Source organism: Flavobacterium saliperosum (genome assembly GCF_900100625.1).
In the GTDB taxonomy this organism is placed as follows: Bacteria; Bacteroidota; Bacteroidia; order Flavobacteriales; family Flavobacteriaceae; genus Flavobacterium; species Flavobacterium saliperosum.
The window spans coordinates 70,560-83,957 of sequence record NZ_FMTY01000001.1 but is presented as its reverse complement, the minus strand read 5'-3'; the positions used below and the strand labels follow the sequence as shown (position 1 = coordinate 83,957).

The 13,398-nt window shown below is 38.8% G+C and carries 14 protein-coding genes; 9 read left to right on the top strand and 5 right to left on the bottom strand.

The genetic code is table 11. The features are described 5' to 3' along the window. Positions 1 to 4: 4 nt before the first annotated feature. Positions 5 to 532 (bottom strand): DUF4199 domain-containing protein, encoded by a 528-nt coding sequence (locus BLQ05_RS00430; RefSeq protein WP_023575181.1) that lies wholly within the window; start codon positions 530 to 532, stop codon positions 5 to 7. Between the two features lie 233 nt (positions 533 to 765). Between BLQ05_RS00430 and BLQ05_RS00425 the strand changes: the two genes are divergently transcribed. The 4 genes from BLQ05_RS00425 (at position 766) to mtaB (ending at position 5,655) form a co-directional block, all read left to right on the top strand. Continuing rightward, a complete protein-coding gene (locus BLQ05_RS00425; RefSeq protein WP_023570958.1) occupies positions 766 to 1,017 on the top strand; it encodes a type B 50S ribosomal protein L31 in 252 nt (83 codons plus the stop codon). A gap of 391 nt (positions 1,018 to 1,408) precedes the next feature. Then, positions 1,409 to 2,584 (top strand): GlmU family protein, encoded by a 1,176-nt coding sequence (locus BLQ05_RS00420; RefSeq protein WP_023575180.1) that lies wholly within the window; start codon positions 1,409 to 1,411, stop codon positions 2,582 to 2,584. Positions 2,585 to 2,811: 227 nt separating this feature from the next. Continuing rightward, complete coding sequence (gene aspA, locus BLQ05_RS00415; RefSeq protein ID WP_023575179.1) at positions 2,812 to 4,209, top strand: aspartate ammonia-lyase; 1,398 nt, start codon at positions 2,812 to 2,814, stop codon at positions 4,207 to 4,209. A gap of 120 nt (positions 4,210 to 4,329) precedes the next feature. Further along, positions 4,330 to 5,655: a tRNA (N(6)-L-threonylcarbamoyladenosine(37)-C(2))-methylthiotransferase MtaB gene (gene mtaB / locus BLQ05_RS00410; protein ID WP_023575178.1), complete on the top strand. Its 1,326-nt coding sequence runs from the start codon at positions 4,330 to 4,332 to the stop codon at positions 5,653 to 5,655. Positions 5,656 to 5,748: 93 nt separating this feature from the next. On the opposite strand, the gene BLQ05_RS00405 is transcribed toward mtaB, so the two are convergent. Both BLQ05_RS00405 and BLQ05_RS00400 read right to left on the bottom strand, forming a co-directional pair. Further along, complete coding sequence (locus BLQ05_RS00405; protein ID WP_023575177.1) at positions 5,749 to 6,090, bottom strand: bromodomain-containing protein; 342 nt, start codon at positions 6,088 to 6,090, stop codon at positions 5,749 to 5,751. Between the two features lie 71 nt (positions 6,091 to 6,161). Continuing rightward, complete coding sequence (locus BLQ05_RS00400; RefSeq protein ID WP_023570965.1) at positions 6,162 to 6,446, bottom strand: GNAT family N-acetyltransferase; 285 nt, start codon at positions 6,444 to 6,446, stop codon at positions 6,162 to 6,164. A 208-nt stretch (positions 6,447 to 6,654) separates the two neighbouring features. Between BLQ05_RS00400 and BLQ05_RS00395 the strand changes: the two genes are divergently transcribed. Genes BLQ05_RS00395 through BLQ05_RS00385 form a run of 3 tightly spaced genes read left to right on the top strand, consistent with a single transcriptional unit; the run spans position 6,655 to position 8,595 of the window. Next, a complete protein-coding gene (locus BLQ05_RS00395) occupies positions 6,655 to 7,311 on the top strand; it encodes an alpha/beta hydrolase (protein WP_035653759.1) in 657 nt (218 codons plus the stop codon). 10 nt (positions 7,312 to 7,321) lie between these two features. After that, positions 7,322 to 8,218: a lytic transglycosylase domain-containing protein gene (locus BLQ05_RS00390; RefSeq protein WP_023575175.1), complete on the top strand. Its 897-nt coding sequence runs from the start codon at positions 7,322 to 7,324 to the stop codon at positions 8,216 to 8,218. 11 nt (positions 8,219 to 8,229) lie between these two features. Beyond that, positions 8,230 to 8,595: a sulfite exporter TauE/SafE family protein gene (locus tag BLQ05_RS00385; protein ID WP_035653772.1), complete on the top strand. Its 366-nt coding sequence runs from the start codon at positions 8,230 to 8,232 to the stop codon at positions 8,593 to 8,595. On the opposite strand, the gene BLQ05_RS00380 is transcribed toward BLQ05_RS00385, so the two are convergent. Both BLQ05_RS00380 and BLQ05_RS00375 read right to left on the bottom strand, forming a co-directional pair. After that, on the bottom strand, positions 8,596 to 9,306 hold the full coding sequence (locus BLQ05_RS00380; RefSeq protein WP_035653771.1) for a TlpA family protein disulfide reductase: 711 nt from the start codon (positions 9,304 to 9,306) through the stop codon (positions 8,596 to 8,598). A 137-nt stretch (positions 9,307 to 9,443) separates the two neighbouring features. Next, positions 9,444 to 9,959 (bottom strand): hypothetical protein, encoded by a 516-nt coding sequence (locus BLQ05_RS00375; protein WP_023575172.1) that lies wholly within the window; start codon positions 9,957 to 9,959, stop codon positions 9,444 to 9,446. Between the two features lie 251 nt (positions 9,960 to 10,210). Here BLQ05_RS00375 and rpmH point away from each other — a divergent pair, with 251 nt between their 5' ends. Both rpmH and carB read left to right on the top strand, forming a co-directional pair. Further along, positions 10,211 to 10,372 carry a 50S ribosomal protein L34 gene (gene rpmH / locus BLQ05_RS00370; protein WP_008464848.1) on the top strand — a complete coding sequence of 54 codons (162 nt, stop codon included), beginning with the start codon at positions 10,211 to 10,213 and terminating at the stop codon, positions 10,370 to 10,372. A 114-nt stretch (positions 10,373 to 10,486) separates the two neighbouring features. Next, positions 10,487 to 13,339 (top strand): carbamoyl-phosphate synthase large subunit, encoded by a 2,853-nt coding sequence (gene carB / locus BLQ05_RS00365; protein WP_023575171.1) that lies wholly within the window; start codon positions 10,487 to 10,489, stop codon positions 13,337 to 13,339. Positions 13,340 to 13,398: the final 59 nt, after the last annotated feature.

Here is a 13,398-nt window from a genome sequence, read left to right as displayed (position 1 = left end):
TATATTATTCTAAATTCGAGGTTTTGTTTCTGAAGATTAAGGCTAATAAAGAGCCAAAAACAGCTGATATCAAGAATGCTTGTATTAAACCTAAAAGTTGATTTAACGGAGAAAATTGATCGTTGTTTTGAATTTCTTCCACAAACTTTTTAATATCCTCAGTTTTTGCGCCAAACATTTTCATACCTTCCACTCCTTTTGTGACGAGATAGTCATTAATTGGCTCTTTTATTGATGGGTCTATGATATTAAATAAAATGATATCATAAAGTGTTGAAATTGTTAATCCGATTACGGAACATAAAAAATATGTTGTGAAAGCTTCTTTAAATGAAATATAACCTCCAAGTTCTTTTTTTGTTTTATTGATAATCATTATTCCTAAAACAATATATAGAATGAAAGAAATGAATTTTGTTGGTTTAATAAGAAAAAGAGGGTCTAGTACATATAACGTTGTGACAAATAAAATATAAACTACTCCCCAAATTATACCATAATTTAATGCGTTTTTTTTAATTACTTCGTTCATAGTTTTGTTTTTGGTTTAATTAATTTACAAATATAAGAATTCTACTGTATCTTTGGTTAGTTGCAATCACTGAAAAAAAGTTACACAAACATTTGATTTTTAAAAATTAGTTGTACATTTGCACCCTGAATTAATAAAAAGATTATAAACAAAAAAGTTACAGGCGTTTATACCTTTACAGTTTTAAAAGCATCAGAACGGCTTGTAACCAAATTAATAAAACAAGATTTACCATGAAAAAAGGAATTCACCCGGAAAATTACAGATTAGTAGCATTTAAAGATATGTCAAACGAAGACGTGTTCATTACAAAATCTACTGTTGAAACTAAAGATACAATCACTGTTGATGGTGTTGAATACCCAGTATACAAAATGGAGATTTCCAGAACGTCTCACCCTTTCTATACAGGTAAATCTAAACTTATCGATACAGCAGGTCGTATTGATAAATTCAAAAACAAATACGCTAAATTCAGCAAATAATCGCTGTTTTAAGATATACGAAAGCCTCTCAAAACTGAGAGGCTTTTTTTGTTTTATATTTACGGGGATTATTTTAATTATGGCTGACTTATGAAGATTTTCAAGTTTATTTTTGGAGCTGTTTTAATATTCATTAGTTCATGTTTCTTATTCATGTTTCTAACCAGAGTGTTTGTTTATGTTTTTCCAAACACTCGAATAAATGATTATGGAGAAGTGGTTTATGTTATGCCGACTTCTCAGATGCTTTCCAGTTTTGTAATTGCAACGATTTTCTTTGTGGTCTCTGTAGTTTTTTTCCATAAAAAGTACTGCAGATAATCGCTTCTTTTTGAACTCTCCAAAGAAAACTTTGTAACTTAGCAACTCAGAAACCCAGCAACTAGAAAAAATGAACTACATACTTTTTGACGGAACCGTTCGCAATGCACTGCTTCCTTTTACCTTTACACGACCGGTAGCCGATATTCGTGTCGGGATTTTAACTATTCGTGAAAAATGGGAGAAATATTTAGGCTATACCACGACCACATTAACCGAAGAATACCTGATGGAGAAATTCCCGATGGTGGAAATGGAAGAAAACGTTATGATTAACGCTTCGTTTTTGCCTAACGAGATTCTTTCGGAAATGGTGCGTTCGCTGGAAGCCAATCAGGCCATATTTTCCAACGATGAAGTCATCGCTTTTTACAGCAAAGAGAACCAGGAAGAAGTTGATTTTGATACTTACGAAATTATCGAGTATACCGAAGAGTGCATCCGAATCGAGCATACTTGGGATATTTTTCAGAAAAATGATATTGCGTTGCGTGAGGATTTTGAGTTAATTACCGAAGGTCGTTTTTCACAGCCCATCCCCAAAAGTGTTAACGTGATTTCTCCGGAAAACATTTTCATTGAAGAAGGTGCAAAACTGGAGTTCGTAACCTTAAACGCTTCCACAGGGCCAATCTATATCGGTAAAAACTCTGAAATCATGGAAGGTTCGGTAATTCGTGGTCCGTTTGCCTTGTGTGAAGAGGCACAGGTGAAACTGGCTACAAAAGTGTATGGCGCAACTACGGTTGGTCCGCATTCGAGAGTTGGTGGTGAAGTGAATAATTCGGTTTTGTTTGGGTATTCCAATAAAGGACATGATGGGTTCTTAGGAAATTCTGTTTTGGGGGAGTGGTGTAACATTGGCGCCGACAGTAACAATTCCAATCTGAAAAACAACTACGAGGAGGTGAAATTGTGGAGTTACGAAACGGAAGGCTTTGCTAAAACCGGTTTGCAGTTTTGTGGTTTAATGATGGGCGATCACAGCAAGTGCGGCATCAATACCATGTTCAATACCGGAACGGTGGTGGGCGTAAGCGCAAATATTTTCGGCAGTGGCTTCCCGCGCAATTTCGTGCCAAGTTTCTCTTGGGGCGGTGCCTCCGGATTCACAACCTACATCACCAAAAAAGCTTTTGAAACCGCTAAAATTGTAATGTCCCGTCGACACGTAGAATTCACGGAACAGGATGCCGCCATTTTGGAACACGTTTTCGAAGAAACCAAAAAGTGGCGAAAAGAATAAAGTAATTGTAATAGAGTTTCATAGATAAAGTTCTTTGAGGTTCTTATATACTTATACCGCAGATTCACAGATTTTAGCAATAATATAATCTGCGAATCCGCGGTAATTTATTTTAATAACGAAAGAAAAAATAGTTCAGTGGTTGGTTTTGTATTATGAATTTATAACCACGATTGTGAAAACAGTTGTGGTTTTTTTGTAAATTTATTCTCTAAAATTGGAAAGTTATGTACAGAACAGAGAATGATTTATTGGGCGATATGCAGGTTCCGACCCATGCATATTACGGAATCCAGACACAAAGAGCCATCGACAATTTTCATATATCCGGAGTGAAATTGTATCAGTTTCCGGAGTTCATTAAAGGGTTGGCTTATGTGAAATGGGCAGCGGCAGAAACGAATTTCCAATTGGGATTGCTGGAGGAACAGCTCAAAAATGCCATTGTGGAAGCAGCCAAAGAAGTTGTCTCCGGAAAATTTGATAAAGAATTCCCAATCGATATGATTCAGGGTGGTGCAGGAACTTCCACCAATATGAATATCAATGAAGTTCTGGCAAACCGCGCTTTGGAATTAATGGGACATCAAAAAGGGGAATACCAATATTGTTCACCTAACGATCATGTGAATTTATCACAATCCACTAACGACGCTTACCCGACGTCCATCAGAATTGCTGCTGTGAATTCAAATATAAAGTTAATCGTGCATTTACGGGATTTGATAGCCTCCTTCAGAAAGAAAGGCCAGGAATTCAAACATGTCTTGAAAATGGGAAGGACCCAATTGCAGGATGCCGTTCCAATGACATTAGGTCAGGAGTTTGAAGCTTTTGCCGCAACCTTGGAAGAGGAGGTAGAACGTCTTACCCAAAATTGCAATTTAATGCTGGAAACCAATATGGGGGCAACCGCCATCGGAACAGGAATAAATGCCGCGCCGGGTTATGCCCAACGCTGCGCCGAAAATTTAGCTAAAGTAACGGGACTGCCTATTTTCACCGCGCCCAATCTGATTGAAGCGACACCGGATACAGGTGCTTACGTAATTTATTCGTCCGCGTTGAAACGTATGGCAATTAAAATCTCAAAAATATGTAACGATTTGCGTTTGCTTTCATCCGGTCCGCGTTGCGGTTTGAATGAAATTAATTTGCCGCCAATGCAGCCGGGTTCGTCCATCATGCCCGGAAAAGTGAATCCGGTAATACCTGAAGTGATGAATCAGGTGTGTTATCGCGTAATCGGAAATGATTTGACGGTAACCATGGCAGCCGAAGCCGGACAATTGCAGTTGAATGTTATGGAGCCTGTATTGACGTATGCGATTATGGAATCGATGCTTTTATTGTCGAACGGAATGGATACCTTACGTGAAAAATGTATTGACGGCATTACCGCTAACGAAGAACACTGTCGCGAAATGGTGTTGAACAGCATCGGAATTGTGACGGCTTTAAATCCTTATATCGGCTATAAAAACAGCACGAAAATTGCCAAAGAAGCCCTAGAAACAGGAAAAAGTGTGTACAATCTGGTTTTGGAACATAATATTTTATCCAAAACACAATTGGATGATATTCTGAATCCTGAAAATATGCTCGCGCCTAAAGCGATGAAATAAAGCTTGTCGGAATCTAAAATAGTGACGTATAGTTGATTATTGATTTTAGTAAACCAAATTTTGTGTGTAAATTTGCCAACTCAATTTTTTGACAACGATTTCATCAATTGAGTTTATCTTATGGAAAACAGAAAAAAAGTAGCGTTCTACACGCTGGGTTGTAAACTGAATTTCTCAGAAACATCGACCATTGCACGTAATTTTCAGGAGGAAGGTTTTGATCGCGTGGATTTTGAAGAGGTTGCCGATATGTATGTAATCAACACCTGCTCGGTTACCGAAAATGCCGACAAACAATTCAAACAGATTGTAAAGAAAGCCATGAGGCTGAATGATAAGGCTTTCATTGCGGCAATAGGTTGTTATGCCCAGTTAAAACCCGAAGAACTGGCTGATGTTGATGGTGTGGACTTGGTTTTAGGTGCTACAGAAAAGTTTAAAATTACCGATTATATCAACGACCTGTCCAAAAACGATATGGGTGAAGTGCATTCCTGTGAAATCGAAGAGGCCGATTTTTACGTGGGAAGTTATTCCATTGGCGACAGAACCCGCGCATTTTTAAAGGTGCAGGACGGTTGCGATTATAAATGTACCTATTGTACGATTCCGTTGGCACGTGGAATTTCACGTAGCGATACGATGGAAAACGTACTGAAAAATGCCAAAGAAATTTCCGAACAGGGAATTAAGGAAATCGTATTAACCGGTGTAAACATCGGGGATTACGGTAAAGGCGAATTCGGTAACAAAAAGCACGAACACACATTTTACGAATTGGTTCAGAACCTCGATCAAGTGGAAGGAATTGAGCGTTTGCGAATTTCATCGATTGAACCGAATCTGTTAAAAAACGAGACCATAGAATTTGTGTCGCAAAGCCGCACTTTCGTCCCGCATTTCCACATTCCGCTGCAATCGGGAAGTAATGATATTCTAAAAAAAATGAAACGCCGTTACCTTCGTGAAGTCTATACGGAACGGGTGGCAAAAATACGGGAAGTGATGCCGCATGCCTGTATCGGTGTGGATGTAATTGTTGGATTTCCGGGTGAAACCGATGAACATTTTTTAGAAACGTATCATTTCCTGAATGAATTAGATGTTTCATACCTGCACGTTTTTACGTATTCCGAAAGAGATAATACCGAAGCGGCTGAAATGGACGGTATCGTTCCGGGCAATGTTCGCGCCAAACGCAGTAAAATGTTACGCGGATTATCCGTAAAAAAGCGCCGTGCTTTTTATGAGAGTCAGTTAGGAACCAATAGAACGGTTTTATTTGAAGGGGAAAATAAAGAAGGGTACATTCACGGATTTACCGAAAATTACGTAAAAGTGAAAACGCCTTGGAATCCGGAATTGGTGAACACCTTACATGAAATCAATCTGACCCGAATCGATGAAGACGGAAGCGTGCGAATGGAATTTATGAATGTGAAGTGACGGAATAGGGGCAAGAAGCAAGAAGCAAGAGATGAGAAATAAGTGGTAGATATTATATTTTCTTGGTTCTTGTCTCTTGCTTCTTATTTTTCTCTAATATTTATAATGAAAACGCAATTTCGTAATCCGATATACGTTTTCGCCCAATTGCTCCACAAATTCAAATTTGTTTCTTCCTGGTTGGGTAAACGAAACGATGGAACCGGCAGCAATTTCATAATAGTTTTTTTTGCCTTCCATCATAAAACGGTCTCCTGTTTTCCGATATGCCGAACGGATCAGGTCAAATTCGAAAAGATTCCAGGTGCTGAAATCGGCCGAAAAATCTCCTGCAGAAGTACAGATGCCTTCGGTGATTTCCGTTTTACTGCCGTAATATTTTTCGATGTTTTCAAAAAAATGAATGATATCGGTGTAGAATTCTTCTGGTGTCATGCACTAAATGTACAGTATTTTTCAGAAATAAAAAAAAGCCGTTTCTCTTTTGAAACGACTTTTGGTTTTGTTTAGATTTTGATTCCCGGCGGAAGTAATTCCCTGTAAACCGGATTTTTTCTGAAAAAAGCAGCTACTTTCGGATGAATCGGAACCACTTTCCATTTTTTTTCTTCTGCAACCAATAAAATCTGTTTTAAAAAATCAGACATGGTTTCCGAACCTTCAAACTGCTCCGGAATATTCACTTTGGAAAGAAAAATCTTTTTTTCCTGAAACGAATATTCAACTGTGAGTAACTGACCGTCAACAGTTGTTTCAAACTGTCTTGAAAATTCATTGTTTTTAATAATCATTTGAGGAGTTTTAGTCGAGTAAAAATACTTTGCAAAGGTACTCATTTGAGAATCAATATCAAACTGTTTTTCAAGCTATTAAATCGCAAGGTGCTGAATTTGATTTTTTAGTATAAATTTAAAGCGTGGAATCGCTTTTAAATGCTGAAAAGTGCTATTTTTATGAAAATTTCAAAGCGAAACTTTCGTCTGATTCAATTTCCAGTCAATGAGCAGAATACCGGTTTATTTTATGCCTGGTTTAGCAGCCAGTTCCAAAATTTTTGAAAAAATCCAATTGCCTGAAGCGCAGTTCGAAGTACATCTTCTGGAATGGTTTTTGCCAAAACCCAATGAAACGCTGGAAGGCTATGCTGAACGAATGGCGGAAGAAATAAAACACGATAACGCCGTTTTGATTGGTGTGTCGTTTGGAGGTATTTTGGTGCAGGAAATTGCCAAGATGAAACCCGTTCGGAAAACCATTATCATTTCCAGTGTGAAATGCAAGGATGAGTTTCCATTGCGAATGAAATTGGCAAGAAATACCAAGGTATACAAACTGATTCCGACAAGCATGTTTTCCAATGTGGAATTTTTACTGAAATACGGAATGGGGGAAAAGGTGAAGGAACGTCTGGAGTTGTATAAGATGTATCTTTCGGTTAATGATAAAAAGTATCTGGATTGGGCCATTGAACATGTCTTGATATGGGACAGGAAAGAAGTCGACGAGAAAGTCGTACATATTCATGGGGATAATGACGATGTTTTTCCGATTAAGAACATTAAAAACTGTATTGTGGTAAAAGGCGGCACACATGCCATGATTTTATTCAAATCCAAGTGGATGAATGAAAACCTGCCAAGAATAATAACGGAATAAAAAAAGGATTATGAAATTGATGAAAAGAGTTGCGGCAATAGCGGCGGTGGTAGTTGTTAGCGGAATATTCATTTACGCTACAACAAGTGTGAATTCTGCTAAAAATACCTATGAGGCTACAAAAATACCTGTGAATATTGATTTTTCGGGAGAAAAAACACCATTGACGATTTCCGATGTTCGCGAACGTTTTGATCGGGAATTAACGGTAAACGTCAATCTTCACGCAACTACCGAATTGGTGATCAAAAGAGCCAATCGCGTCTTTCCCGTGATTGAGCCCATTCTGAAAAAATACGGCGTACCGGATGATTTCAAATACCTGGCTGTTATCGAAAGCGGATTGGTAAACGTAACTTCACCCTCAGGAGCAAAAGGTGTTTGGCAGTTTATGCCGGAGACTGCGAAAGAAATGGGAATGGAAGTGAACGACGTTGTGGATGAACGCTATAGCTTGGAAAAATCAACGGAAGTAGCGTGTCAGTATTTGCTGAAAGCGAAAGCAAAATTTGGAAACTGGACTATGGCGGCGGCTTCTTATAATGGCGGTATGAATGGCATGGATCGTTTCATGGAAGCGCAAAAAGTAACGGATTATTATGATTTGCTGGTAAATGAAGAAACGTCGCGTTACGTTTTCAGAATTTTGGCATTGAAAGAAATTATGCAAAACCAACAGAAATATGGATATGTTTTGCCTGCAGAAATTTTGTATCCTCAAATCCCTACGAAAAAGATTGTGGTTTCCGCTAATATTGATGATTTAGCCACTTTTGCAATTGCGCAGGGAATCAATTACAAGATTTTGAAGATTCACAACCCGTGGCTGCGCGATAAAAAACTTGTGGTACAGCCCGGAAAAGTGTACACAATCGAAATTCCCTTAGAAGGATATACGAAATCATAATAATGAAAACTATGACATTAACAACAGTTTTAGCATTAATGGTAATCGGTTTATTGGCCGGAATGCTGAGTGGTCTTATCGGAATTGGCGGTGGGATTGTCATGGTGCCGCTCTTGTTGCTGTTGGGTTTTTCACAGTATCAGGCACAGGGCACGAGTTTGGCCGTTTTGGTGGTCCCGGTAACGGCAGCTGCGGTTTTTAATTATTACAAGGAAGGATATATCGATTGGCGTAATGCGGCCATAATTGCAGTTTTCTTTGTGATTGGAGGTTATTTTGGAAGTAAACTGGCGATTAACATCGACGAAAAAATGCTTAAGAAAGTTTTTGGTGTCGTTTTGTTGGTGGTGGCCGGAAAAATGATCTTGGGAAAGTAGTTATTGTTTGGCGATGCGGCCATTGGCAGTGTTTTCATTGATTATCAACGCACTGATTCCGTCATAAAACCGGTTATAGTTTAACTCAAAGGAAGTCGCATACGTTGTTTTGGGACCCAAATTAATACCGCCTCTTCGGATGTCGATTACATTCATCCCTTCGTCAATTAAAAAGGTGGTCGGAATGCCGAGTGTGTGTTTTAAAGTGGAAACCAAATAACAGTCTCTGTTGTAGGTTTCATCGGCATAGCAGACTTCAATTTGGGAGTGGAATCTTCGGGCGATTTTTTTCATGTCTTTTCTTCGGTCCCAGAAAACCACGACAATCTGGATGTCTTTTCCATACGTTTTCGCTAATTTGTTCAGCGCCGGAATTTCCCCTTTAGCCGGAACGCACCAGGAAGAATAGGTTAACAGGTATACCGGTTTTTTAATCGAAGCAAGGTGGAGGCGTTTTTTGTGGACGCGTTTAAAACTGAAGTCATCAAATTTCGTTCCTACAAGATGATTGTAAACCAAGGAATCAAACAGTGTTTTACCTAATACAAAATTGCCTTTTTCGTAAGCTGCATTGGAATTTCGGATGTACGGTTTTATGTTTTTATGGATGTTGTAAGAAAACAAAGCATGAGCGCTATCTTGTGCAGTAACTGAATAAGATAGAAGACAAAAAGCTGTAATTTTAAAGTAAAATTTAAGCATCTTCTTCATTTTTGGTTCGATAAAATTACGGCTTTTATCGCCCAATAGCTTTCTAAGTCGGTAAGATGCGCAAATAATCGACAGGATACGTCTAAAAACAACAAAAGCGTCAAAAAGACGCCTTTAATGTATTGGTAATGAGCAAATTAAATCTTTTTAAGCTGATCTTTCATCATTTTAATCTGATCTTTCAACATGTTTTGTTTGTCTAACTTTTTAGCTTCATTCAATAAACCGGTAGCTTCCACTTTTCTTCTTCGGGTCATGGCAATTCCTGCCAACTGTAGTTTTGCCAATGCCAGATCCTGATCCATGTTCAATCCCAATTCAATCGCTTTTTTGAAATATTTTTCCGCAGCCGATAAATTGGTTTGCGATACCAGAATTCCGTGAAGGTAATTGAAATATCCTTGTTGTTTCTTTATTAAAGCGGTTTCCGGATGCTTAATATAAGACAACCATTTTCCGGCTCCTTCCATGTTTTGCTTTCTCAATTGCAGAAAAGCTAACAGGATAAATTCGTTTTTAAAGTAAAGTAAAATAAAGATTAACGAGAAAAGTATAAGGAAAATCCCATTTCCGATGTTACTTTCCGTGAATTGCCAGATTCCCAAAGCGATAATCAATCCGGCTAAAATCAGTTTAATATTTCTGTGAAACATAATGTATTTATATTTAAGTTTGCAAATGTAATAAATAGAAATGAGCAACTGAAAAAAGTTTTTTCAAAGTAGTGAAATTCCTTATTAACGCTGTTCTAACTGTTTAAAAAACAATAATGTGACCGGAGGTGAAAAAATTTTATCAAACCTCTTGTCAGAAATAAAAGTCTTTGTATATTTGCACTCGGTTTTGAAGCGAGGTTAATTTCAAAGCTGAAACTATTTAAAAACACGATTTAAAGATAAAAGCAATGAGTAAGAGAACGTTTCAACCATCGAAAAGAAAAAGAAGAAACAAACATGGTTTCATGGATAGAATGGCTTCTGCTAACGGAAGAAAAGTATTAGCACGCAGAAGAGCTAAAGGAAGACATAAGTTGACTGTTTCTAGCGAACCAAGACACAAAAAATAATGATTTTACAATCATAAATAGAGCGTTACTTTTTATCAGTAACGCTTTTTTTATACCTTACCGAGAATAAAGACGCAACTTTTTGTGTCTCAACAACTACAACAACACAACACAATGCCAAAAGACAATTCAATCAAATCGGTTTTAATTATTGGTTCGGGACCAATTGTAATCGGACAAGCCTGTGAGTTTGACTACGCAGGATCACAATCTGCACGTTCACTTAGAGAAGAAGGAATTGAAGTTATCTTAATTAACTCCAATCCGGCCACCATCATGACCGACCCTTCCATGGCGGATCACGTGTATTTAAAACCGCTCACCACCAAATCCATCATTGAAATTTTAAAAGCCCATCCGCAGATTGATGCCGTTTTGCCTACTATGGGAGGTCAGACAGCGTTAAATTTATGTTTGGAAGCCGATGAAAAAGGTATCTGGCAGGATTTCAACGTTCGATTAATCGGGGTGGATGTAAATGCGATTAATATCACCGAAGACCGCGAACAGTTCAAGCAATTGTTGGAAAAAATTGAAGTGCCGACTGCCCCTGCAAAAACCGCAAACTCGTTCCTTAAAGGTAAGGAAATCGCTCAGGAATTCGGGTTTCCGTTGGTAATTCGTCCTTCATTTACCCTTGGAGGAACCGGAGCGGCTTTCGTTTTCAAGAAAGAAGATTTTGACGAAAAACTAACCTACGGATTAGAAATGTCGCCGATTCATGAAGTGCTGATCGATAAAGCGCTTTTAGGTTGGAAAGAATACGAATTAGAGTTACTACGCGATAAGAACGACAATGTCGTAATTATCTGTACGATTGAGAATATGGATCCGATGGGAATCCACACCGGAGACAGTATTACGGTGGCGCCAGCTATGACATTGTCGGACAGAACGTTCCAGAGAATGCGTGATATGGCGATTTTAATGATGCGAAGCATCGGAAATTTTGCGGGAGGTTGTAACGTGCAGTTTGCCGTTTCACCAGATGAAAAAGAAGATATCGTGGCGATTGAAATCAATCCACGTGTATCACGTTCATCTGCATTGGCATCGAAAGCAACGGGTTATCCGATTGCCAAAATCGCAACCAAATTGGCTTTAGGGTATACGCTTGACGAACTGCAAAACCAAATTACCAAATCAACATCTGCTTTATTCGAACCGACTTTGGATTACGTTATCGTAAAAATTCCGCGTTGGAATTTCGATAAATTTGAAGGGGCCGACAGAACATTGGGACTTCAGATGAAATCGGTTGGTGAAGTAATGGGAATCGGACGTTCGTTCCAGGAAGCCTTACACAAAGCAACACAATCGTTGGAAATCAAACGTAACGGTTTGGGTGCTGATGGTAAAGGCTATACCAATTACGATCAGATTATCGAGAAATTGACCTACGCAAGTTGGGATCGTGTTTTCGTAATTTACGATGCGATTGCCATGGGAATTCCGTTAAGCAGAATCCATGAAATCACCAAAATCGACATGTGGTTCCTGAAGCAATATGAGGAATTGTTCGTGTTGGAAAGAGAGATTTCCAAATATAAAATAGATACGCTACCGAAAGAATTGCTTTTGGAAGCGAAACAAAAAGGGTACGGGGACCGTCAAATCGCACATATGTTAGGCTGTTTGGAAAGTCAGGTACACAACCTGCGCGATGAAATGGGCGTGCAGCGTGTTTATAAATTAGTGGATACCTGTGCTGCCGAGTTTAAAGCGAAAACACCTTACTATTACTCGACATTTGAAGCGGAAATTCAAAAACCTGACGGAACGCGTTATGTGGATAACGAAAGTATTGTTTCCGATAAGAAGAAAGTAATCGTTTTAGGTTCCGGTCCGAATCGAATCGGGCAGGGAATCGAGTTTGATTATTCTTGTGTACACGGTGTTTTAGCAGCTGCCGAGTGCGGTTACGAAACCATCATGATCAACTGTAATCCGGAAACGGTTTCCACCGATTTTGATACGGCGGACAAATTGTATTTCGAACCGGTTTTCTGGGAGCATATTTACGACATTATCCGTCACGAAAAACCGGAAGGTGTAATTGTGCAGTTAGGAGGGCAAACGGCGCTTAAATTGGCTGAAAAGCTTTCAAAATACGGTGTAAAAATCTTGGGTACAAGTTTCGATGCTTTGGATTTAGCCGAAGACCGAGGCCGTTTCTCCGATTTGTTAACCGAATTGCACATTCCGTTCCCGAAATTCGGTATCGCGGAAAGTGCGGAAGAAGCTTCAAAACTGGCTGATTCTTTAGATTTCCCGTTATTGGTTCGTCCGTCATACGTGTTGGGTGGTCAGGGAATGAAAATCGTAATCAACAAACAGGAACTGGAAGAACACGTAATTGATTTATTGAAATCGATTCCTGGGAATAAATTGTTGTTGGATCATTATTTAGATGGTGCAATTGAAGCCGAAGCGGATGCTATCTGTGACGGCGAGAACGTATACATCATCGGGATCATGGAACACATCGAGCCGTGTGGTGTGCACTCGGGTGACAGTAACGCAACATTACCTCCTTTTAACTTAGGGGAATTCGTGATGCAACAGATTAAAGACCATACCAAGCGTATTGCATTGGCTCTAAAAACAGTTGGTTTAATCAACATTCAGTTTGCGATAAAAGACGATACGGTTTATATTATCGAAGCGAATCCGAGAGCCTCACGTACTGTGCCGTTTATTGCGAAAGCGTATGGCGAACCGTATGTGAACTATGCAACGAAAGTGATGTTAGGACACAATAAAGTGACTGACTTTACCTTCAATCCGCAATTGAAAGGTTATGCAATCAAGCAGCCGGTATTCTCTTTCAGCAAGTTTAAAAACGTAAACAAAGCGTTAGGACCTGAGATGAAATCAACGGGTGAAAGCATCTTGTTTATCGATGATTTAAAAGACGATCAGTTCTACGAATTGTACTCCCGCAGAAAAATGTACTTGAGTAAATAAGCTCAAAAACATATAGACAGTAAATTAAAAAAGCCTTTCAAATATTTGAAAGGCTTTCT